The following is a 22993-nucleotide window of genomic DNA, read 5'->3' as shown; positions in this document are numbered from 1 at the left end:
GATTCCAGGATGGGATAGGCCACAGAGCACAGCAGCGAGTTGATGCGCTTGAGGTCGCTGATGAGGTCGATGTGCAGCGAGCTGGTCTCTATGCTGGAGACGGTGTTGTCGGACAGGCGGGCCAGGTGGGTGGCCGAGTAGGCCAGTTCCAGATCGCGAAAGCGCGCCTTTTCCTCCAGCAGCTTCTGGGCCTCGCGCACATTGCCATTGAGAAAGACGCTCATGGCCAGGCGCAGGTTGTCCAGCAGGTGGTGCAGCAGCTCGCGGATCTCCTGCGTGCCGGCCTCGGAAAACTGGCGGCCCTTCTTGATCTTCTTGTCCTCGATGTCCAGCAGCACGCGCTCGATGATGTCCCCGATCTGCTCCATGTTGATGGTGAAGCTGATGATTTCGGTCCAGCGCTGGCCCTCGCGTTCGTCGAGTTCGGCGCGCGAGATCTTGGTCATGTAGTACTTGATGGCCGAGTACAGGTCGTCCACCGTGCCTTCGAGTTCGCGCAGCTCCTGGGACAGCTTGAGGTCGTCGGTCTCCAGCACGCGCTGCATGCCGATCAGCATGGACTCGACCATGTCGGCCTGGTGCAGGGCCTCGCGCGCGGCGCAGGAAATGGCCAGCGACGGCGTGCTCAGCGCCGAGGGGTCCAGGTGGCGGGGCCGCAGCAGGCTGGTGGAACTGGCCTCGGGCTTGGGCAGCAGGGCCGTCACCCAGCGCGCCACGGTCTGCGTCAGGCCGATGAAGCACAGGCTGTTGAAGATGTTGAAGGCCAGGTGGAACAGCACGATGTTCTGGCCCTTGCCGTCGATCAGCGGCATCACATAGGTGGCCCACAGCCCCAGGAAGGGCGCCACGATGGCCACGCCCATGATCTTGAACAGCATGTTGCCGATGGTGACCTGGCGCACTTCCACGCTGGACTTGGCCGTGGTCAGCACGGCCACCAGGCCGCTGCCGATGTTGGCGCCCAGCGTCAGGCCCAGCGCCACTTCCATGGGAATCGCGCCCGAGCTGGCCATGGCCGCGATCAGCAGCACGATGGCCAGGCTGGAATAGGCCATCACGGCCAGCAGCGCACCCAGCAGCAGCTCCATGAAGATGTCGCTGGTGACAGAGGCCAGCAGGGTGCGCACGGCGGGGGCTTCCAGCAGCGGCTCGGTGGCATCGACCACCAGGCGCAGGGCCAGCAGCATCACGCCCAGGCCGATGAGCACGCGGCCTATGCGCCCGGCCGTGGTGTCCTGGCGCGTGATGAACAGCACCACGCCGACAAAGATGAACAGCGGCGACAGCCAGGACAGGTCGGTGGAGAACAGCACGGCCATCAGCGCCGTGCCCACGTCGGCGCCGCGCATCACGGCCAGCGCGGCCGGCAGCGAGATCAGGCCCTGGCCCACGAAGGCCGAGGTCATCAGCGAGGTCGCCGTGCTCGACTGCACCAGCGCAGTCACGCCCAGGCCGGACAGCGCGGCCGAGAAGCGGTTGCTCATGCTGTGGGCGAGCAGGTTGCGCAGGTTGGCGCCGAACACCCGCAGCACGCCGGTGCGGACCATGTGCGTGCCCCAGACCAGCAGGGCGATGGCGGCCAGTAGATTGAGTAAGTGCTTCATGTGCTGTGAGCGGAGAAGCGGACCAATATAACCCCGGTCCCGGCTTGCGCGCAGGAGAGTCGGCCGCATGAGCGCACAGTTTGGTGCGAAATAAGGAAAATTGTAGAAATAAAACGAATCGAAAAGAATTTCGGTTGACCCAAAACGCACTCAGGAAAACCCGAGGAAAACCCGCCGGCATGCAGCCGGTGGCCCCCTCAATGAAAAAGCCCCTCGCAAGAGGGGCTGGCGGCGGCGGCTCCGGTTGCGGCAGGGATCAGGCGCCCTTGGCCCGCCGTGCGCGCAGCACCTCGTCCAGGATCAGCAGGGCCGCGCCCACGCTGATGGCGATGTCGGCCGCATTGAAGGCCGGAAAGTGCGAACGGCCCCAGTAGAAGTCCAGGAAGTCCACCACGTAGCCGTGCTGCAGGCGGTCCACCACGTTGCCGATGGCACCGCCCAGGATGCTGGCCAGCGAGAAGCAAAACAGCTTCTGCCCCGGATGCTTGCGCAACTGCCAGACGATGAGCAGCGTGGCCGCCGCGCCGATGCCCACGAACAGCCAGCGCTGCCAGCCACCGGCTCCAGCCAGGAACGAGAAGGCCGCCCCCGTGTTGTGGGCCCGCACGATGTTGAAAAAGCCCGTGATCGGCGTCCAGTCGCCCAGCTGGTAGGCATCAAGGATCCACTGCTTGGTGAGCTGGTCGATGGCGATGATCGCCAGCGACCAGGCCAGCCAGGGCCAGATGCGGCGGCTGCGGGATTCGGGGACTGCGGCAAAGCTAGGGGTCATGGCAGCGCCTCGGTGGGATTACGCCTTGCGGCGCTCTTCGCCGGCACCGTGCAGGTTGCTGTCGCAACGGCCGCACAGGCTGGGGTGCTCGGGATTGATGCCCACGTCGGCACGGTAGTGCCAGCAGCGGTCGCACTTGGCATGGCTGCTGGGTGTGACGGCGGCCTGCAGCGTCTCGCCCGCCAGGGCCTCGGCGGCCGAGGTGATGAAGACGAACTTCAGGTCGTCGCCAAGGCTTTGCAGCAGGGCCAGGTCTTCGGGCTGCGCCGAGACACGGACTTCGGCCTGCAGCGAGGAGCCGACCCGGCCTTCGGTGCGCACGGCCTCGATGTCCTTGTTCACCACGTCGCGGATCTCGCGCAGGCGGGCCCACTTGGCCAGCAGGGCCTCGTCGCCGGCCGGCAGGTCGGTGTAGGTCTCCAGGAAGATGGACTCGCTGTCGCCGAAGACCTTCCAGGCCTCTTCGGCCGTGAAGGACAGGAAGGGCGCCATCCAGCGCAGCATGGCGTGCGTGATCTGGTGCAGCGCGGTCTGGGCGCTGCGGCGGGCCAGGCTCTTGGGCGCGCTGGTGTACAGGCGGTCCTTGAGCACGTCCAGGTAGAAGCCGCCCAGGTCTTCCGAGCAGAACAGCTGCAGCTTGGCCACCACGGGGTGGAATTCGTAGACCTTGTAGTGGGCCAGCAGCTCGGCCTGGAACTGGGCCGCGCGGGCCAGGGCCCAGCGGTCGATTTCCAGCAGATCTTCGGTGGCAACCGAGTCTTTCGCCGCGTCGAAGTCGCTGACGTTGGCCAGCAGGAAGCGCAGCGTGTTGCGGATGCGGCGGTAGGCGTCCACCACGCGGGCCAGGATCTTGTCGTCGATGCCCAGGTCGCCCGAGTAGTCGGTCGAGGCCACCCACAGGCGGATGATCTCGGCGCCCATCTTGTTGCTCACGTCCTGCGGGGCGACGGTGTTGCCCAGCGACTTGGACATCTTCTTGCCCTGGCCGTCCACGGTGAAGCCGTGGGTCAGCAGGCCGCGGTAGGGCGCGCGCCCGAAGATGGCCGAGGCCAGCAGCAGCGAAGAATGGAACCAGCCGCGGTGCTGGTCATGGCCTTCCAGGTAAAGGTCGGCCTCGGGGCCCTGGTCGTGGTGCATGTCGGCGTGCGTGCCGCGCATCACATGCCAGAAGGTGGAGCCGGAGTCGAACCAGACTTCGAGGATGTCGGTGCTCTTGGTGTAGTGCACGGCTTCCTCTGCGCCCAGGATGTCCTCGGCCGTCACGCGGCTCCAGGCCTCGATGCCGCCTTGCTCGACCATGGCGGCGGCCTGGTCGATGATCTCCATGGTGCGCGGATGCAGTTCGCCGCTGTCCTTGTGCAGGAAGAAGGGCAGGGGCACGCCCCAGCTGCGCTGGCGCGAGATGCACCAGTCGGGCCGGCCGGCGATCATGTCGCGCAGGCGGGTCTTGCCGTTCTCCGGGTAGAACTGGGTGTGCTCGATGGCTTCCAGCGCGATCTGGCGCAGCGTCTGCGCGGGCTTGTCACCGGGCTTGGTGAACACGCCCTCGCCCTCATCCATGCGGATGAACCACTGGGCGGCGGCGCGGTAGATCACCGGTGTCTTGTGGCGCCAGCAGTGCGGGTAGCTGTGGGTGATGGTCGTGGTATCCAGCAGGCGGTCGCCCAGCTTGAGCGCGTCGATGATGACGGGGACGGCCTTCCAGATGTGCTGGCCGCCGAACAGCGGCAGCTCGGGTGCGTAGACGCCGTTGCCCTGCACGGGGCTCAGGATGTCATCGCGCGTCATGCCGTTGTTCATGCAGCTGTTGAAGTCGTCCACGCCGTAGGCGGGGGCCGAGTGCACGATGCCGGTGCCGTCATCGGCCGTGGCGTAGTCGGCCAGGAACACGGGCGAGACGCGGTCAAAGCCCTTGTCCACGTGGGCCAGCGGGTGCTTGAACTGCAGGTGGTCCAGCTTCCTTCCCACGGCGGTGGCAAGGACCTGGCCTTCGAGCTTCCAGCGTGCCAGGCATTTGTCGACCAGGGCGGAGGCCACGATCAGCAGGCCGCGCTCGGTATCCACCAGGCTGTATTCCAGCTCGGGGTTGACGTTGAGCGCCTGGTTGGCAGGGATGGTCCAGGCCGTCGTCGTCCAGATGACGATGAAGGCGGGCTTGGCCAGCGAGGTCAGCCCGAAGGCGGCCGCCAGCCTGTCGGGCTCGGCCGTGGGGAACATCACGTCCAGCGTCTGGCTTTGCTTGTCGGCGTACTCGATCTCGAACTCGGCCAGCGAGGAGCCGCAGTCAAAGCACCAGTACACCGGCTTGAGGCCGCGGTAGACGAAGCCGCGCTCCATGACGCGCTTCAAGGCGCGCAGCTCGGCGGCCTCGTTGGCGTAGTTCATGGTCTTGTAGGGATGGTCCCAGTCGCCGAGCACGCCCAGGCGCTTGAAGTCCACCATCTGCTGGGCGATCTGCTCGGTGGCGAATGCACGGCTCTTGGCCTGCATCTCGTCGCGCGGCAGATTGCGGCCATGCAGCTTTTCGATGGCGTTCTCGATGGGCAGGCCGTGGCAGTCCCAGCCCGGCACGTACATGGCGTCGAAGCCCTCGAGCTGGCGGCTCTTGACGATCATGTCCTTGAGCGCCTTGTTCACCGCATGGCCGATGTGGATCTTGCCGTTGGCGTAGGGCGGGCCGTCGTGCAGGATGAACTTGGACGCACCGTGGCGCGCATCGCGCAGCTTCTTGTAGATGCCCTTGTCCTCCCATTCCTGGACCCAGCCCGGCTCGCGCTTGGGCAGATCGCCGCGCATGGGGAAGGGCGTGTCGGGCATGTTCAGCGTGGCGCGATAGCCCGCATTGGCGTTGGGAGAGACTTTCGAATCAGACATGGAGAACCTTGAAAGCAGGCCAGAGCCCGGACCGTCTGGTCCAGGCACGGGAAAAAGGGGAGGAAGCCTGGTGCGCACCCGCGCCCGGGCAGGTGACGGAGATCGTCAAATTCGGTCGCGCGTGGTCTGGCGACGGGTCTCGGTGTAGATGGGTGTGTGGATGGTGGCGAAGAACGCGCGCGCGTCATCGCAGTCCTTGGCGATGCCGGCGGTGAGGGCGTCGAGACTGTCGTACTTCAGCTCGTCGTGCAGTTTGTGCAGAAGTTCCACACGGATGATTTTACCGTAGGCCTCTTCGCCACCCGGCGCGCCGGGCCAATCGAGGCAGTGGGTTTCCAGCAGGACGCGCCCGCCGTTGACATCCGTCGGGTCCAGGGAAGGGCGCACACCGAGGTTGGCCACGCCGCGCAGAGGACGCTCATGCAGTCCGTGGACCAGTACCGCGAAGATGCCGCTGGCCGCGGGCTTCCAATGGTTGAAGCGCAGGTTCAGCGTTCGAAAGCCGTCGCCCGCGCCCTGGCGGCTTTCGGCCAGGCTGCGGCCCAGCTTGCGCCCGTGGACCACATGGCCGGAGATGGTGTAGGGATGACCCAGCAGCCGCGCCGCATCCTGCATGCGCCCCTCGGCCAGGGCGCAGCGCACATGGGTGCTGGACACGCGCAGGCCATGCACTTCGTAGCTGTTCATGCGGGCCACGTCAAAGCCCTGGCGCTGGCCTGCCGCGTCCAGCATGGCGTAGTCGCCCGCGCGCTGGGCGCCGAAGCGGAAATCGTCGCCGACCAGCACGTATTTCGCGCCCAGGCCGGCCACCAGCACCTCATCGATGAAGGCCTGGGGCGCCTGGCTGGCCAGCGCCCGGTTGAAGGGCAGCACCACGGTCTGGTCCACGCCGCAGCGCTGCAGCTCCGACAGCTTGTCGCGCAGCGTGCCTATGCGCGCCGGCGCGATCTCGGGCCGGCCCAGGGCCTGGGCGAAGTAGTCGCGCGGATGGGGCTCGAAGGTCAGCACGCAGGTGGGCACGCCACGCTGGGCAGCTTCAGCCGACAGCAGGGCCAGCATGGCCTGGTGACCCCGGTGAACACCATCGAAATTGCCGATGGTGACGGCGCAGGCCGGTTCTCGCCCTGGATGGTTGAAGCCTCGAAAAATCTTCATGGGACGCTTTGTTTTCAATAGCGGCTGGCACGCGCGCAGCCAGCGCAGGCTGTCAATCCGACACGGAAACAGAGTATATTGCCTCGATAAGGCCTGCCTTGCAGGCCCTGTGCACTGGCTGCATTCCCGTTCACCTTGGTGTCAGAGGAGGCGTGTCGTGAAGGTCTTGAAGCTGTCGGCCCAAGGGCTGCCCCAATCCTGGATTACGCTGGAGCAGGCGGCGCTGCATTACGCGGCGGACGATGTGCGCTGGGAGTCCGGCGGGGAAGTCGCCTGTTTCCGCGGTGGCCACAATGCCGTCACGGGCTGCCAGTCGGTCATCCACATCAACAGCATCATCGGCACGCGCGGTGCGCCCTCCATCAATCCGCACAGCCTGCAGCCGGGCCTGACCAACGGCAAGCTGTTCGCACGCGACCGCTGCATCTGTGCCTACTGCGGCCGGGTCTTCCACGAAAACGACCTCACGCGCGAACACATCGTGCCCATCTCCGCAGGTGGCGGCCATCACTGGATGAATCTGGTGACTGCCTGCCGTTCCTGCAACCACCGCAAGGGCGCCCGCACGCCTGAACAGGCGCGCATGCCCCTGCTCTACACGCCCTATGTACCCAGCCTTTGGGAAGACTTCATCCTGCGCAACCGGCGGATTCTGGCGGACCAGATGGAGTTTCTGCTGCTGCACGTGCCCAGAAGCTCGCGCTGGGCGCGCGATAGCCTTGTCGGGGACGGTGGTGCGCCCACGCACGAGGTGGCGTGGGCTTGATGAGAACTGTCAGGCAGCGGTCTTGGTTGCGGTCACGACGAAGCCCTGAACCGGTTGCCCGCCTTCCTGCCGCAGCACCAGTTCCTCGGTCGATACGCTGAAGCCCGCTTGCTTGCACAGTGCTTCGATATGGCTGCGCTTGTGGGCGTAGCGTTGGCTGTTTTGCAGCACCAGGTCGGGGCCGTCTTCTGGCGCAGTTTCGCAGGAGAAGATGAATTCGCCACCCGTCTTCAGAATGCGCGCCGCATTGGGGATGACCGTAGCTGCATCGCCAACGTAGATCAGTACATCGAGGCAGGTGATCACGTCATACTCGCTGTCCGGAGTGTCGCGCAGGGCATCCAGCAGGCTCACGTTGTGGAAACGGTCATAGATGCCATGCCGTGCCGCCTGTTCGATCATTTTCACGGAACTGTCCACGCCGATCAGGAAGCCCTGCATGGAGCCCAGACAGACACCCAGCAGGCCTGTGCCACAGCCCAGGTCCAGCAGGTTAAAGTCCTTTTCTGGATTGCGCGCGACCAACTGTTCTGCGACGCGTTTGGGCAGCTGGTAGCCGAGGCCACGCACCATGTGCATATCGTATTGCTCGGCCATTCCGTCGAACAAGGGCCTGTGCATCTCAACAGGCTGGTGGGCCGGGGTGTCGCCCCGGGCCAGGGCTGCGTAGTAGATCAGCGTGGCATCCTCGGGGGATCGTTCCTGCAGCATGCGGATGTCAGGCAGTGCCGCAGCAGGCTCGCCGCGTGCGATGCAGGCCTTGATTCGGCCAATGCGCAGTGACGGCTGCTCGGGCTGCTCCTGTACCAGGGCGTCCCAGATCTGCCCTGCCTCGGCGTGTTGCTGCAGGCTGCTCAGATCGTTGGCCAGATACTGGCGCAGCATGGTGTCGCCGGGAAATAGCTCCAAGCCTCTGCGCAGGTGCTCCACGGCCATTGCGGTATGACCGGCGCGGTGGGCGATGTCCACCACGCCTGCCAGTACCTGCGGATTTCCAGGCTCGATGCGCGCCACTTTCTCAGCCAGTTCCAGAGCAGAATCGAATTGGCTGCGACGAGCCCGATAGAGAGCGGTTTCCAGCAGGCCTGGTCCCCACATGGGCGCCAGTTCGAGGCAGCGTTCGAATGTCTCTTCGGCTTTGGCGTGATTGCCGGCTTTCTCCGCCATCAGCGCCGCCAACATGAAGACGCGTGCGTCGTTCGGCATCTGGCGCTGGGCCTTGTTCAGGGTCTGTGCGGCTTTCTTCAGATTGCCTTGCTCAATCTGTTGGCGGGCCGCTTCCAGATGCTTGCGATTGATGTCGACGGGGGTAGAGATAACGCTCATGGACAGAAAAATAGGTGTGCGCGGGCGCATGGGCCGGAGGTGGCTTGGAGCACGCGTTCCAAACAGGGATTGCGCCAGTGGCTAACTTTTCATTATCGTGGATTCTCCAGGGCGCCTTGTTTCAAGCTGCTGTCTGCAAGGTTTTGAACTGCGCAGCGGCAGCGGGATGCGGCGGCAGCGTGAGCGTGAAGCTCGTGCCGCCCTCCGGTGAAGGTGCCGCCTGTATGTCGCCGCCATGCAGTCGCGCAATGCGCCGGGCGACCCACAGGCCCAGGCCGAAGCCGCGGGCCTGGTCGGAGCGGTGGCCGCGCTCGAAGCGCTCGAATATGCGCAGCGCCAGCTCGGGCGCCAGGCCTGGGCCCTGATCGCTGACGGTGAGTTCCAGCTGACCACGGTCGTCGGTGCGCGCACGCACGGTGATTTCTCCGGCCTTGGCGTACTTCACGGCGTTGTCCACGAGGTTGGACAGTGCGATGCGGATGAGCGTGGAGTCGCACTCCCAGATGGCGGGCGCCTGCGCGCTGTCCAGGCGCAGACGGTGGCGGCGAGACCAGTGCACGAGCTGCGCGGCATCATCGACCAGCTCCATGACGGGAGCGCGGTGCAACTGCAGCCTGAAGGCGGGAGCGTCCAGGCGGTCGCTGATCAGGCAGTTGTCCACCAGGGCCGTGAGGCGTCTGCAGGCGCGCCGGATCTGGGCGGCGCGTTCGAGCTGGGAGTCGATGTCGGGGGAGGGAAAGGAAAGTTGCTCGGTGGCGGCACTGTCCACCACGGCCAGCGGCGTGCGGAACTCATGGTTGACCATGTTGAAGAACTGCCGCTGCTCCAGTCGCAGCGTGCGTTCGCTGTGCAGCGCCGCTTGCAGCGCGTTCTGCGCCCGCAGCAGCTCGGCCGTGCGCAGCCGCACGCGCTCTTCCAGCGCATGCTCGGATTTGGCCAGGGATTCGAGCAGTTGTGCCTGGCGTGCCATGGAGTCCCGGAATTTCTGGATCAGGCTGGCGCCGACGGCCACGGTGATCACGATGTTGACCAGCAAGGTGTTGAGCTGCCAGAAAACGCTGGTCTCTATGGTGGGCAGGCTGGCAAGGCCCACATAGGCTGCCGTCACATACAGTCCCATGAGCCCGTACATGGTGCTGGGAACGACCATCAGCACATGGACCAGGCTGGCACGATCGCGCAGCAGATTGCTCCATGCGACCACCGCAAACAGCGCGCTGATGGCCCAGGGCGCGCCGACCCCTATCCAGGCCCAGTCCTGGTAGCGGCCGAGCGGGATGCTTGGCAGGCACAGCAACGGGATGATTCCCAGGGCGACCAGGGCCCGGTCCATGCGCCGCCAGCGTGTGTCGCGGGTCAGCAGCTCGCGCATCTGCCAGGCCAGGGCGGCGGGAAGCATCAGGGTGCCAAGGCTGACGCACAGATGGCCCCAGTGCGCCAGATGGTCGGGCAGCCAGATCTGCAGGTAGCCCCGGTCGCTGGCGCCGTGTATCAGTACGGCGATGGCTGCCACGGCCATGGCGGCAAGTTTGCGCAACCGCAAGGCCAGGGCTGCCCCGATGATCAGCAGGGCCAGCATGAGGTTGATGCCCTGGTGGATGCCCGATGCCCATTCCACGGCCGAGAACTGCGTCATCAGACCGCTGCTGCGCCAGATCGTGGCGTCCAGCTGCATGGGGCTTGAGGTCTGCACGCGCAGGATGAAGGGCTGGTCCGTGTGCAGCGGAAACACGAGCTGGCGCACATGGACCCGTGGTTCGCCGGTTGCCGTATCGCCGCTGCTGCGCATGCGCCAGGCGCCGTCCATGTACTGGTACAGCGCGACCTGGTCCAGGTAGCTGGGCAGGATCTCCAGCCACAGAGGGTCATGCTCGGGGTCGATCTTCCCGGCCGCGATATAGGGAGCCTGCACCTTGAGCCAATACACATCGCGCGTGTAGCCCTTGTTCAGCGGTGTGTCGAGCGCGGTGAAGTCCGTATCGGGCAGGGCTGCCACCTGGTCGATGGTGAGGCTGCCCTGCGCATCGACAAGCGCCAGCATGGGCAGGTCCGTGCCCAGCTGCAGGCGCTTGGCTGGAAGGGACTGCCAGGCCGGACTGAGGATGAAGCAGACCACCAGCACCAGCGAAAATACCAGCCAGCCCGGCAGCGCCAGACGGTTCATGACACGCAGCAGGCTCAGGATACGCATGGCGAGGCGGGCTGTGTTGCAGCTGTGGCAAGGCCGCTGTCTTCGGGAATGCTGCAGGGCAGCGTCAGCATGAAGCAGGTGCCTCCGCCCGCAGCTGGCGTGACCTGCACATCGCCGCCATGCATCTGGGCCACGCGCCGGGCCACCCACAGGCCCAGGCCGAAGCCTCGGGTCTGGTCCGAGCGCTCTCCGCGCTCGTGCAGCTCGAAGATGCGCTGCGCCAACTCGGGCGCCAGGCCAGGGCCCTCGTCGCTGACGGTGAGCTCCAGCCGGCCCTGCCCGTCCAGGCGGGCACACACGGCGATTTCGCCGGCCTGGGCGTATTTCACGGCGTTGTCCACGAGGTTGGACAGGGCGATGCGCACCAGCGTGGGATCGCACTGCCAGGAGGCGGGGATGCCGGCAGTCTCCAGCCTCAGATGATGGCGGCGCGACCAGTGCACGAGCTGTACGGCATCGTCGATCAGGTCCGTCACCGGAACCCGGTCGAGCTGCAGCCGGAACGCAGGCGCGTCCAGGCGGTCGCTGACCAGGCAGTTGTCCACCAGGGCCGTGAGGCGCCTGCAGGCACGCCGGATCTGGGCGGCCCGCTCCAGTTGGGAGTCGATGTCGGTGGACGGAAAGGTCAACTGCTCCGTGGCCGCGCTGTCCACCACGGCCAGCGGCGTGCGGAATTCATGGTTGACCATGTTGAAGAACTGGCGCTGCTCCAGCCGCAGGGTGCGCTCGCCATGCAATGCGGCCTGCAGCGCGTTCTGTGCATGCAGCAGCTCGGCCGTGCGTGTGCGTACCCGGCCTTCGAGCGCGTGCTCGGAACGGGCCAGCGACTCCACCAGTTGCGCCTGCCTGTCCATGGAGTTCTGGAATTTCTCGACCAGGCTGGCGCCCACGGCAATGATGATGAGGATGTACAGCAGCAGCGATTCCAGTTGCCAGTACATGCCGGCTTCGATGTCGGAGGACACCAGCCCCGTGAACGCTGCAGCCACGTGGATGCCCATGACCGCATGCAGCGTGTAGGGAATCAGCACCAGCAGGTTGACGATGCTGGGGCCCTGGCGGAGCAGGTTCTTCCAGGCCACCAGAGCGCTCAGCATGCTGGCCATCCAGGGGACGCTGACTCCTAGCCAGGCCCATTGCGTGTAGTGCCCCATGGGAATGCTGAGCAAGGCCAGCAGCGGCGCCAAGGTCAGCAGCACCAGCATGCGGTCGATGCGACGCCAGATCGTGCCGCGCGTCAAGGTCTCGCGTGCCTGCCAGGCAAAGGCGGCAGGCAGCAGGAAGACGCCCACGCTCACCCAGATATCCGCATGCGGCGCCCAGGGCTCGGGCAGCCACAGCTGGGCATAGCCGCGCACATTGGCGTTGTGGGTCAGAACCACGAACGCCAGCAGCGTCATGGCCATCAGGCTGCGCATGCGAAGGGCCAGGGCTGCGCCGGCGATCAGCAAGGTCAGCACCAGGTTCACGCCCTGGTGCACCCCCGAGGCCCACTCCACGCTGGACAGCCAGGCCATCAGCCCCGTGCTGCGCCAGACCGTGGCGTACAGCTGCATGGCGCTGCTGGTCTCGATGCGCAGCACAAAGGGCTGGCCGGCGCGCAGTGGAAACACCAGCTGGCGCACATGGATGCGCTGGGCCATGGGCACCGTGTCACCGCTTTCGCGTGCCTGCCACAGGCCATTCGCCTGCTGGTAGAGCGTGACCCTGTCCAGATAGGTGGGCGTGATCTCCAGCCACAGCGGATCATTGCCGGCCAGCGCACTGGCGGGTGCGAGGGCAGGCATGGCAACCCTCACCCAGTAAGGCTGGCGGGTATAGCCCTCGTTCAGAGGCGTGCGCCGGGTTTCGAAGGCATCATCGGGCAGGGCCGCGACCTGTTCAATGGTCATGCTGCGGCCCGCATCGGCAAGCACCTGCATCGGCAGGTCCTTGCCCAGACGCAGTCCCTTGTCAGGGGGAGACATGGTTGCCGGGCTCAGCACGAAAAATGCGAGCAGCCCGAGCGATACCGTGATCCATGCAATAAAAGTAAATTTTTGTGTGTTTCTCTGAACTGTGAGCATTCGAGAGTGTTCGTGCATGGCGGCGGACGTTCACCCCAATGAAAATCCGCGCACCAATAGGCAAACATCATGCAGCAGACACTAGAGCCATCGATCGAGTTCACCGTCGCCGTCGTAGAGGACGACGAGGATATTCGTATCAATGTGTGTCGATTTTTAACAAAGTCTGGCCTGTATGCCTGGGGCACGGATTCTGCAGAAGACTTCTACATAAAGCTACTGCGCGAAAAGGCAGATCTGGTCGTCGTCGACCTGGGTCTGCCCGGCGAGGACGGGTTGAGCCTGGTCAAGCGCCTGGCCGAGCAGGAGATCCCCGTGGTGGTGCTCACGGCACGCGGCGATCTGGACAGCCGCATTGCCGGCCTCAATGCCGGCGCGCTGCAGTACTTCGTCAAGCCCACCGACATGAACGAGCTGGTGGCCGGCATCCGCTCCCAGCTTCGCCGCAACACCGGTCAGCCGGGCAGGGCGTCCGCCCCATTCCTGACCTGGCGCCTTGACCCCCTGTCGGCCTGCATGGTCGCACCCAACCACCAGATCATTGCCCTGACCAGCCGCGAGCTGGAATTGCTCGGCTGCCTGATGGCAACCCCCGGGACCATGGTGTCCAAGCAGACCCTGATCGAGGCCATGGGCTATGCCGATGTGGATGACGGTTTTCATCGCATTGAATCGCAGCTGACGCGGCTTCGCCGCAAGACCCTGGATATCTCCGGGCTGGCCCTGCCGGTGAGGGCCGTGTTCGGTCGAGGGCTGGTGTTCGTGCCTTAGGCGCCTTTTTCTTCTCCATTTCAGCTTTTTGAACCGCTGCCGTCCGGGCATGCGGAAGGGATTCGTTCGCCCATTTTTTTGCTGCAAAAGCGCGTGCGCGTGATTGGGCGGCTTGGTGCTGGCGGTGTGCGCAGGCGGGCGGCGTGGGCCGTCGGAGTTTTCAACCGTGATCAAACACACATGAAGAGAGGAATGGTATGGCGAGACAGAGTTTGCATATCCGGCCCACAGGGCCGCGCATGAAGGCCTGGAGGCAGGCCAGAAGTCTGGTTGCAGCCGGCACCCTGGCAATGGTGAGTGCAGTTGCGCAGGCGGCATTTCTGAATGGGGACTTCGAGGCAGGGGACCTGACTGGCTGGACCCCCCAGGCCTGGACCAACAATGGCACCCAGGCCAATCCGAAGCGCTTGAGCGAGTTGCGCCTGCAGCCACCTGGCACCAAGTCCCATCTGGTCGAAATCGCCAGCGGCTCGGAAGGCGCTGCAGACGAAGTCCTGTTCCGGGGTGACGCCGGCCAGTCCGCCCTCAAACTGACTTTGGCAGGCTCCCACTCTGCCCGCATCAACCTCAAGGCGAACAGCGCCACCCCAGCCAGCAACGTGATACCTCGGTCCAGCAAGGTCACGGGGGGACTCGCCGGCTGGACCCAGCAGGTCAATACGGCAAGTTCCATCACCCAGGAAGTGACGCTGACTGCAGATGACATCGACCAGGACGGCAAGATCCACATCCGATTTGTCGCGGCGCCCGTGCTTGAGTACGCCAGCAATCACGGAGGCGAGGATCGCCCCTACTTTGCCATCTCGCTGGTCAAGACCTATGACGCCCAGACCTCCACGGATCTGACGGGCTCACCCCAGGAGTTGTTCTTCAAATACCACTACGGCGGCGAGCCGGGAGCACCCTGGAAGGCCTTTACCGACAAGGGCGGTGCCATCCAGAACTATACCGACCCCCAGGCCTACGATGTCGCTCCTGGCAATGCCTACCTGCGGGTAGGCGACAAGGTCAGGCTGCAGGCCGTGGCCTCGGCCTGCAGTGCCGGTGGCCACGCAGGCCATCTGTACGTTGACAACTTCGGCACGACCCTGCCCAAGACCCTGTGGATCAGCGCGTCCGGGCCTGTCAGCGCGCCCAAGGCGGACGGCACGGAGATCACCTACACCTATACCTATACGAACAACGGCAGCACCCCGGTGAACAACGTGAAGGTCACGCCCGCCATGCCCGTGGGCACGGATGCGGGCATCAGTCCGACCACGTTCGTGTCGCTGGCCGGCGACGGCGGCGCTTGCACGGCCCCGGCCGTGGGCAGTTCAGATCCTGCACAGTGCGACTTTGGGACCCTGGCTCCCGGGCAGTCGGGCACGTTCACGATGACCGTGAAGGTTCCTGCGGGCACGCCGTCAGACCAGATCAACAACGGCAACTACACCATCGGAGGCGACCTGACCTCGACCCTGCTCGGTGCCATGGTGCAGACCCAATTGCTGGCTCCCGCGGCGAGCAGCGACATGGTGCCTGATGTCTCCGGACTCCCGCCCACCGCCGTGGTCGGCGTCCCCTACACCGGCAGCTTCTCCTGCAAGAACGATGGTGCAGCCAGCGCAGGCCAGGCCATCTGCGATGCCTCCGGTCTGCCCCCTGGCGTGACGGCAGGCCAATGCACGATAGACGGCGCGGCCTGGATGCAGCCCGCCGTGGTGCCTGCGGGCAAGACGGTGGTCTGCCAGGTCTCCGGCACACCGACGGGTCCAGGCGGCAGCTCGACGGTCACGGTGACCACGGGCGGCGACAACGATCTGACCCCGGGCAACAACACGGCCACGTCGAACATCGCGGTCACCACAACGCCGGACATGCAGATCAATCTGAGCGGACTGCCCTCCACCTCGCCGCTGAACATTCCTTATAGCGGCAGCTTCACCTGCAGCAACCAGGGCCTGGCCAACGCCGTGAGCGGCACCTCCTGCGCCGTCACCGGCCTGCCGGCTGGCGTGACGCAAGGCGCATGCTCCATCAGCCCCGGCAATGCCGCGTGGGTGGCGGGCAATGCGGTGCCGGTGGGAGCCACGGTCACCTGCCAGGTGAGCGGTACGCCCACAGCCGCAGGTTCGTCCACGGTCACGGGCACCACGGGCGCAACGGATGATTCGAATGCGGCAAACAACACCGCGACCATGAATGTGTCCACCGTTGCAGTGCCCGACATGGGCGTCGATCTGAGCGGCCTGCCGACCGCGTTCACTGCCGGCACGCCCTACAGCGGCAGTTTTGTCTGCAAGAACCAGGGCTCGGCCGATGCATCGGCAGGGACCTCGTGCGCAGTCACGGGACTGCCGCCTGGCGTCAGCCAGGGCGCTTGCCGCATCAGCCCCTCCAATGCAGCCTGGTCCGCAGGGGATGCCGTGCCTGCGGGCGCCAGCGTGACCTGCACGGTCAGCGGAACGCCCAGCTCCGTGGGGGCGGTGGCACTGACGGGCAGCACCGGTGCGACCGGAGATGCCAACCCGGCCAACAACACGGCTTCCCGCGCGGTGGCCGTGGCCGTATCGCCCGCCTCCATCCCCACCCTCTCCGAATGGGGCCTGATCCTGATGTCCGGCTTGATGGGCATCATGGGCTGGGGCATGGTGCGCCGCCGCCGCTTCAACGCGCTGTGACCGGCAACCGGTCGTGACGCAGGGCGCCCTTCGGGGCGCCTTTTTTTTGGTTCGGAGCATGGCCGCAGCCCATTGACATGCTCAATATGTGATCGAATAAGGGTTTATACCTATCATTCGCCCCATGATCGTCCGTGATCGCCCCGCCGGCCTCAGGCTGTTTCTGATTTTGCGGGGCTCGGTGCTCCAGCGCATCCAGGTCACGCTGCTCGTGAACATCGTGTTTGCCGCCATCATCACCCTGGTGCACGGCAATCTCTTCGACGTGAAGATCACGGTGACGCCCATCCCCTTCACGCTGATCGGCCTGCCGCTGGCCATCTTCCTGGGCTTTCGCAACAACACCGCCTACGACCGCTACTGGGAAGGGCGCAAGCTCTGGGGAGAGATGGTGATCTGCGCGCGCACGCTGGCGCGCCAGTGCCAGAGCCTGATTGCGCTGGACACGGTGCCCGATCCCCGGCGCCGCGACAGCGACGTGCGCGTGCGCATGGTGCACCGGGCTGTTGCCTTCGCGCATTCGCTGCGGTCCCAGCTGCGGGGCCTGCACGACGATGCCGAAGCCGGCCGCTGGCTCGTGGACAGGGAATGGCGCCAAATCCAGGCCCTGCCGCTGGAGCAGCGCTGCGACGCACTGATGATGTCCATGGGGCATGACCTGGCGCAGTGTGTGCGCCGTGGCGAGATGGAACCCTGCCTGGCCGCGTCCATGGACAAGACCTTCACACGCATGACGGCCGCTGCCGCCTCGTGCGAGCGCATACGCAACACGCCCATGCCGTTCTCGTATGCGCTGCTGCTGCACCGCACGGCCTATATGTACTGCTTTCTGCTGCCGTTCGGCCTGGTGGACACGACCGGGTTCATGACGCCTTTCGTCGTGGCCATCGTGGCCTACACCTTCTATGGGCTCGACGCCCTTGGCGATGAACTCGAAGAGCCCTTTGGCCTGGAGAGCAACGACCTGCCGCTGGACACCATCTGCCGCTCCATCGAGATCAGCCTGGGCCGCACGCTGGGCGAGACGGATCTGCCCGCGCCGCTCAGGCCCGAGGGCTACAGGCTGACCTGAGGCGGCGGGCAAGCATGGGAAAAAGCAAAGGCCCATGAAAAGCCCATGAAAAAGCCCCGCAGTTTCCTGCGGGGCCTGGTGGTCTGAAGCGGGACCCGAGGCTCAGGCAAACACGCCGGCCGTGTCCTGCATCTTCCCGGACACGATGCCCAGATGGTGCAGCGTGTCCCCGCCCGTCATCTCCATCTGCGTCAGGCGCTTGAAGTAGTGGCTGCCTGCGTACTCGTCGGTCACGCCGATGCCGCCGTGCAGCTGCACCGACTGCTGGCCCACATAGCGCAGCGACTGGCCCAGCTGGACCTTGGCGCGCGCGATGGCCACGTGGCGCTCCGCCTCGGGCGTGTTCATCTTGAGGCTGGCGTAGTAGCTCATGGAGCGGGCCAGCTCCAGCTGCATCTTCATGTCCGCCACGCGGTGGCGCAGGGCCTGGAAGCTGGCGATCACCGTGTTGAACTGCTTGCGCTGGTTCATGTACTCGGTGGTGAGCTTCAGTGTCTGCTCCATGGCGCCCACGCCTTCGGCGCACAGGGCGGCGTTGGCCACGTCCTGGGCCAGTGTCAGGGCGGCCAGGCCATCGGTCGTCACCAGCGTGGCGGGGGCCGCCTGGCAGCGCAGCTCGGCGGCGCGGCTGCCATCCTGGGTCCGGTAGCCCTGGGTGCTGACGCCGCTGGCGCCGCGCTCCACCAGGAAGAGGGCGATCTTGCCGTCCAGCTGGGCCGGCACCAGGAAGGCATCGGCCGCGTCGCCTGCGGGCACCACGCTCTTGGTGGCATCCACCGTGTAGCCGCTGCCGCTCTTGCCGGCCGTGGCCGCGCAGACGTCGAGCCGGTAACGGGCCTGGCGCTCCTGGTGTGCCAGCACGACCAGGGCCTCGCCGCTGGCCACGCGCGGCAGCCACTGGCCGGCCACGGTGGCGTCGGCATGCTGGCCGAGCACGCTGGATGCCACGAAGGCCTGTGCCAACGGCTCCATCACCAGGCCGCGGCCCAGCTCTTCCATCACCACCATCACGTCGGTGGCGCTCTGGCCCAGGCCGCCGTGCTCCTCGGGCACGGTCAGTGCCGTCAGGCCCAGTTCGGCCAGCTCGCCCCAGGCCTCGCGCGAGAAGCCGCCCGCCTCGACGATGGAGCGGCGGCGCTCGAAGGTGTAGCCCTTGTCCACCCAGCGGCGCACCGCGTCGCGCAGTTGCTGCTGGTCATCCGAAAAATCAAAGTCCATTTTCTGTCTCCCGAAGCTGATCGAAGCGCGTCCGGCGCACTTCTGGGGTCAGCGAAACTCCAGCCAAAATCAGCCCAGCACCGTCTGAGCGACGATGTTTCTCTGGACCTCGTTGGAGCCGCCGTAGATCGTCGTCTTGCGCATGTTGAAATAGGTCGACGCCAGCGGCGCGTTGTCCGCCACGCCGCCGGGGAAGTCGCCCTGCCAGCCGGCTTCCATGGCTTCTTCGATGAAGGGCAGGCTGAAGGGGCCTGCGGCCAGCATCATCAGCTCGGAGTAGCGCTGCTGGATTTCACTGCCCTTGATCTTGAGCAGGCCGGCGATGTCCAGCGGGTTCTTGCCCGATTTCTCGGCCGACAGCACGCGCAGCACCAGCATCTCCAGCGCCACCACGTCGACTTCGAGCTTGGCGATCTCGTCGCGGAAACGCTGGTCCTCATAGACGCCTTCGGCCTTGGCGATGCGCTTGAGGCGTTCCAGCTCGCGCTTGGCGCGGTTCACGTCGGCGATGTTGGTACGCTCGTGGCTGAGCAGGTGCTTGGCGTAGGTCCAGCCCTTGTTCTCCTCGCCGATCAGGTTCTCGGCCGGCACTTCCACATTGTCGAAGAAGACCTCGTTGACCTCGCACTCGCCGTCCAGCAGCTTGATCGGGCGCACGGTCACGCCAGGGCTCTTCATGTCCACCAGCAGGAAGCTGATGCCGGTCTGGGGCTTGCCCTCGTTGCTGGTGCGCACCAGGCAGAAGATCCATTCGCCGTACTGGCCCAGCGTGGTCCAGGTCTTCTGGCCGTTGACGATGTACTTGTCGCCCACGCGCTCGGCGCGGGTCTTGACGCTGGCCAGGTCCGAGCCCGAGCCCGGCTCCGAGTAGCCCTGGCTCCACCACACTTCGCCGCTGGCAATGCCGGGCAGAAAGCGCTGCTGCTGCTCGGGCGTGCCGTAGGCCATGATCACGGGCGCCACCATCACGGGGCCGAAGGGAATGATGCGCGGCGCGCAGGCCAGGGCACATTCCTCCTCGAACAGGTGCTTTTGCACGGCGTTCCAGCCGGGTCCGCCGAACTGCTTGGGCCAGCCGTAGCCCAGCCAGCCTTTCTTGCCAAGAATCTTGGCCCAGTTCTGCAGGTCGTCGCGCGTCAGGCGCAGCGAATGGCGCACCTTGTGCGCGATGTCCTGGGGCAGGTTGGCCCGCACCCAGGCGCGGACTTCCTCGCGAAAGGACTGTTCTTCAGGGGTAAATGCCAGGTCCATGGACTGTGTCTCCTTCAATCCCGGCTTTTGTAGCACGCGCGTTCTTTTTTGAACTGTCCAGGGCGTGACAACCTATGGCAATCCCTGATGGCTTCACGGCCGCCGGATATCAGGCAGGCTGATCGGGTTCTTCCAGACCCAGCTGGGCGTAGACATGTGCCAGACGTGCCTGCAGCTGGCGTACCTGGGCTTCCAGATCGACCACGCGCTGGGCCAGGGCATCGCCGCGTGCGCCTGCTGCCGCAGGGGCCGAGGCGATCGCGTTCACGTCCACGGGGCCGCACAGCAGATGGGCCCAGCGTTGTTCGCGTGCGCCGGGCGCGCGGGGCAGCAGGACGACCAGCGGGCCGCCTTTTTCCTCGCTGCGCTCGCGCAGCTCTTCCAGGAAGGCTTCGACCGAGGAGATGTCGGCAAAGCGGTGCCAGCGCTCGGAGTTGATGCGCAGCTCGCCAGCCGTCTGCGGGCCGCGCAGCATCAGCAGGGACAGCAGCACGGCGCTCTGGTCGGGCACACCCACGCCGCGCGGGAAGTTGTGTTCCCAGCGCGTGGCGCGTGCGCTGCTGATCTGCACGGACATGGTGCGCAGGCGCAGGCTGTCCAGCGCTTCCTGGGCTTCGCCCTCGCTGACTTCCATCACCGGATCGCGGCTGCTTTTCTGGTTGCAGCCCGTCACCAGTGCGTTGAGCGTGAGCGGGTAGCTGTCGGGCACGGTACGCGCCTTCTCCATCAGGGTGGCCAGCACGCGGGCTTCGACGGCGGTCAAGGGGGTGGAGCGGGGATCGAATGGCATGGGTCTGAGGGCAAGAGGTGACAAGGCCCGGCAGGGCCATGGGCCTTGCCGGGGCTGGCGCAGGCCGCGCGGCCCGCGGTGCGACAATCGCCGCCCATGAAAAATATCGTGATCCTGATCTCGGGCGGCGGCTCGAACATGGCTGCCATTGTGCGTGCTTCGCAGCAACAGGACTGGGCGCGGCGTTATGGCGCCCGCGTGGCCGCCGTGGTCAGCAACAAGGCCGAGGCTTCGGGCCTGGTTTTCGCGCGCGAGCAGGGCATTGCCACCGAGGTGCTGGACCACCGCCCGTTCCCCAGTCGCGAGGCCTTCGACGCCGAGCTGGCCCAGGTGATCGACCGGCACGCGCCCGCGCTGGTCGTGCTTGCCGGCTTCATGCGCATCCTCACGCCGGGCTTCGTTGCGCATTACGAAGGTCGCATGATCAACATCCACCCCTCGCTGCTGCCCGCCTTCACGGGCCTGCACACGCACCAGCGGGCCATCGATGCAGGCTGCCGCTTCGCCGGCTGCACCGTGCACCGCGTGACGGCCGAGCTGGATGTGGGCCCCATCCTGGAGCAGGCCGTGGTGCCCGTGCTGCCCGGCGACACGGCCCAGGCACTGGCCGCGCGCGTGCTGGTGCAGGAGCACATCATCTACCCGCGCGCCGTGGCGCAGTTGATGCGGGGCTAGGGTCTGCTCACAGGCCTTCGCTCTGAAAGGCCTGCTGCTCCACTTCGGGGCAGCGTGCAAAGCGGGGCTGCTCCACGCCGTTGATGACCACGGTTTCGTTGAACATGGCGGCCGGCCGCACCCACAGGCCGCGCTCGCCGTAGAGCGCGCGGTACAGGGTCATGGACTCGCGCGTTTCGCTCTGGCGCACGGTGGCAAGCACCTCGTAGGGAGCGCCCTTGTAGTGGCGGTACAGGCCCGGGGGCGTGGCAATCAGAGGGGGCAGGTCGTCATCGGTCATGGGGCGCCATGGTAGCCGTGCCAGCCCGGCGTTGCTCCGGGTTCCGACCTGCGCCCCTCTCGGATTTGCAAGGCAGTGGGACAATCGCGGCCATGCATCCCAAACAGCTTCTCGACGCCTGCGCCGAACTGGTCAAGCGCACCCTGACTTTCGAACACCCGGCCGACGCCGTGGTGTCACGCTTTTTCCGTGAAAACCGCAACCTGGGCCCGCGCGAGCGCGCTGCGCTGGCCGAGACCGCCTACACCGTGCTGCGCAAGAAGCTGCTTTTTGAGAGCCTGGCGCGTTCTGGCAGCGGCTCGCGTGAGCGCAGGCTGGCCATTTTGGGCTTTGCCCACAGCCAGGAGGCACTGGCCCGCGTGGCTGGCAAGACCGAGCAAGGTGTCAAGGACGCACGCAGCTTCGTGCGCGCCGCGCTGTCGCCGCAGGAGCTGCAATGGCTGGACGCCTGCGAGGCCGTGCGTCCCGACGAACTGATGGAGCCGCACCGCCACAACCTTCCCGAATGGCTGGTCGCGCCGCTACAGCAGCAACTGGGCGATGACTTCTGGGCCTTTGCCCAGAGCATGGAACAGGCCGCGCCGCTGGATCTGCGCGTCAATGCGCTGAACGCCAAGCGTGCCGATGTGCAAAAGGAACTGGCCGATGCCGGCATCGCCGCCGAAGCCACGCCTTACTCGCCCTGGGGCCTGCGTGTGCAGGGCAAGCCGGCGCTGGCCCGGATGGACGCTTTCACGCGCGGTGCCATCGAGGTGCAGGACGAAGGCTCGCAACTGCTGGCGCTGATGCTCGATGCCAAGCGCGGCGAAATGGTGGTCGATTTTTGTGCAGGCGCAGGCGGCAAGACCCTGGCCATTGGTGCTTCGATGCGCAGCACGGGGCGTCTGTACGCCTTCGATGTCTCGGGCCACCGGCTCGAGGCCCTGAAGCCGCGCCTGGCGCGCTCGGGCCTGTCGAACGTGCACCCCGCGGCCATCGCCCACGAGCGCGACGACCGCGTCAAGCGCCTGGCCGGAAAGATCGACCGCGTGCTGGTCGATGCGCCCTGCTCGGGCCTGGGCACGCTGCGCCGCAACCCCGACCTCAAGTGGCGCCAGTCGGCCAAGGCCATTGAGGAGCTCACGCAAAAGCAGGCGGCCATCCTGGCCAGTGCTGCGCGGCTGGTCAAGCCGGGCGGGCGCCTGGTCTATGCCACCTGTTCGGTCCTGCCCCAGGAAAACGAAGCCATCGCCGACGCCTTTGCATCGGAGCACTCTGACTTCGTGGCCATGGATGCCGGAGAACTTCTGGCCCAGCTCAAGGTGGAGCGGGGCGATGTGCTGTGCAGCGGCGGCGAGACCGGCACGCAGTACCTGCGCCTGTGGCCCCAGCGCCATGAGACGGACGGGTTTTTCGCCGCCGTTTGGACCCGGAAGCCGTAACTTGCAGACGCAATAAGCTGTAAATCGCGGGAGATTGCCGAACGCCTTCACGGGGGGCTCGCCTAAAATTGAGGCATCGGTGCCACTGGGCGCCGGCT

At 65.9% G+C, this 22993-nt stretch carries 17 protein-coding genes; 6 read left to right on the top strand and 11 right to left on the bottom strand.

The window, feature by feature from the left end; genetic code table 11:
* The 4 genes from L995_RS17320 to L995_RS17305 form a co-directional block, all read right to left on the bottom strand.
* Positions 1-1604 (bottom strand): Na/Pi cotransporter family protein (locus L995_RS17320; protein ID WP_047472765.1); only part of this gene is annotated, 1604 nt, incomplete at its 3' end.
* A 256-nt stretch (positions 1605-1860) separates the two neighbouring features.
* Positions 1861-2376 carry a signal peptidase II gene (gene lspA / locus L995_RS17315; protein WP_016445744.1) on the bottom strand — a complete coding sequence of 172 codons (516 nt, stop codon included), beginning with the start codon at positions 2374-2376 and terminating at the stop codon, positions 1861-1863.
* 18 nt (positions 2377-2394) lie between these two features.
* Positions 2395-5250 (bottom strand): isoleucine--tRNA ligase, encoded by a 2856-nt coding sequence (ileS, locus tag L995_RS17310; RefSeq protein WP_047472764.1) that lies wholly within the window; start codon positions 5248-5250, stop codon positions 2395-2397.
* 105 nt (positions 5251-5355) lie between these two features.
* Positions 5356-6405 carry a bifunctional riboflavin kinase/FAD synthetase gene (locus tag L995_RS17305; RefSeq protein ID WP_034399628.1) on the bottom strand — a complete coding sequence of 350 codons (1050 nt, stop codon included), beginning with the start codon at positions 6403-6405 and terminating at the stop codon, positions 5356-5358.
* A 157-nt stretch (positions 6406-6562) separates the two neighbouring features.
* Between L995_RS17305 and L995_RS17300 the strand changes: the two genes are divergently transcribed.
* Positions 6563-7171: an HNH endonuclease gene (locus L995_RS17300; RefSeq protein ID WP_016445747.1), complete on the top strand. Its 609-nt coding sequence runs from the start codon at positions 6563-6565 to the stop codon at positions 7169-7171.
* 9 nt (positions 7172-7180) lie between these two features.
* Here the strand turns inward: L995_RS17300 and L995_RS17295 are convergent, their stop codons facing one another.
* From L995_RS17295 to L995_RS17285, 3 genes are all read right to left on the bottom strand, one after another.
* Positions 7181-8497, bottom strand: coding sequence for a methyltransferase domain-containing protein (locus L995_RS17295; RefSeq protein WP_197065154.1), 1317 nt, complete (start codon positions 8495-8497; stop codon positions 7181-7183).
* Positions 8498-8618: 121 nt separating this feature from the next.
* Positions 8619-10688, bottom strand: coding sequence for a sensor histidine kinase (locus L995_RS17290; RefSeq protein ID WP_047472762.1), 2070 nt, complete (start codon positions 10686-10688; stop codon positions 8619-8621).
* Positions 10676-12655, bottom strand: a complete 1980-nt coding sequence (locus tag L995_RS17285; RefSeq protein ID WP_047472761.1) for a sensor histidine kinase — start codon at positions 12653-12655, stop codon at positions 10676-10678. Before L995_RS17285 ends, L995_RS17290 begins: the two co-directional genes overlap by 13 nt.
* 168 nt (positions 12656-12823) lie before the next feature.
* Between L995_RS17285 and L995_RS17280 the strand changes: the two genes are divergently transcribed.
* The 3 genes from L995_RS17280 (at position 12824) to L995_RS17270 (ending at position 17260) form a co-directional block, all read left to right on the top strand.
* Positions 12824-13525 (top strand): response regulator transcription factor, encoded by a 702-nt coding sequence (locus L995_RS17280; protein ID WP_047472760.1) that lies wholly within the window; start codon positions 12824-12826, stop codon positions 13523-13525.
* 407 nt (positions 13526-13932) lie between these two features.
* The gene (locus L995_RS17275) at positions 13933-16188 is read left to right on the top strand and encodes an IPTL-CTERM sorting domain-containing protein (protein ID WP_231574455.1); all 2256 of its coding nucleotides are present in this window, start codon (positions 13933-13935) and stop codon (positions 16186-16188) included.
* 124 nt (positions 16189-16312) lie between these two features.
* Positions 16313-17260 carry a bestrophin family protein gene (locus L995_RS17270; RefSeq protein ID WP_016445753.1) on the top strand — a complete coding sequence of 316 codons (948 nt, stop codon included), beginning with the start codon at positions 16313-16315 and terminating at the stop codon, positions 17258-17260.
* A gap of 102 nt (positions 17261-17362) precedes the next feature.
* On the opposite strand, the gene L995_RS17265 is transcribed toward L995_RS17270, so the two are convergent.
* From L995_RS17265 to L995_RS17255, 3 genes are all read right to left on the bottom strand, one after another.
* Complete coding sequence (locus L995_RS17265) at positions 17363-18478, bottom strand: acyl-CoA dehydrogenase family protein (RefSeq protein WP_047472758.1); 1116 nt, start codon at positions 18476-18478, stop codon at positions 17363-17365.
* Between the two features lie 69 nt (positions 18479-18547).
* Positions 18548-19729, bottom strand: coding sequence for an acyl-CoA dehydrogenase family protein (locus L995_RS17260; protein WP_017405188.1), 1182 nt, complete (start codon positions 19727-19729; stop codon positions 18548-18550).
* Positions 19730-19838: 109 nt separating this feature from the next.
* The gene (locus L995_RS17255; RefSeq protein ID WP_016445756.1) at positions 19839-20519 is read right to left on the bottom strand and encodes a YceH family protein; all 681 of its coding nucleotides are present in this window, start codon (positions 20517-20519) and stop codon (positions 19839-19841) included.
* 96 nt (positions 20520-20615) lie between these two features.
* On the opposite strand from L995_RS17255, the gene purN reads away from it, so the two are divergent.
* Positions 20616-21194 (top strand): phosphoribosylglycinamide formyltransferase, encoded by a 579-nt coding sequence (gene purN, locus L995_RS17250; RefSeq protein WP_016445757.1) that lies wholly within the window; start codon positions 20616-20618, stop codon positions 21192-21194.
* A 7-nt stretch (positions 21195-21201) separates the two neighbouring features.
* Here purN and L995_RS17245 read toward each other — a convergent pair whose 3' ends face one another.
* A complete protein-coding gene (locus L995_RS17245; protein WP_047472757.1) occupies positions 21202-21474 on the bottom strand; it encodes a DUF1653 domain-containing protein in 273 nt (90 codons plus the stop codon).
* Positions 21475-21566: 92 nt separating this feature from the next.
* On the opposite strand from L995_RS17245, the gene L995_RS17240 reads away from it, so the two are divergent.
* Positions 21567-22895, top strand: coding sequence for an RsmB/NOP family class I SAM-dependent RNA methyltransferase (locus tag L995_RS17240; RefSeq protein WP_047472756.1), 1329 nt, complete (start codon positions 21567-21569; stop codon positions 22893-22895).
* The last annotated feature ends 98 nt before the right edge of the window (positions 22896-22993 follow it).

This window comes from Delftia sp. ZNC0008 (assembly GCF_000799035.1).
Lineage (GTDB): Bacteria > Pseudomonadota > Gammaproteobacteria > Burkholderiales > Burkholderiaceae_C > Comamonas > Comamonas tsuruhatensis.
Note: the sequence above shows the minus strand (reverse complement) of the source record. Positions and strands in the feature narration are given on the sequence as shown.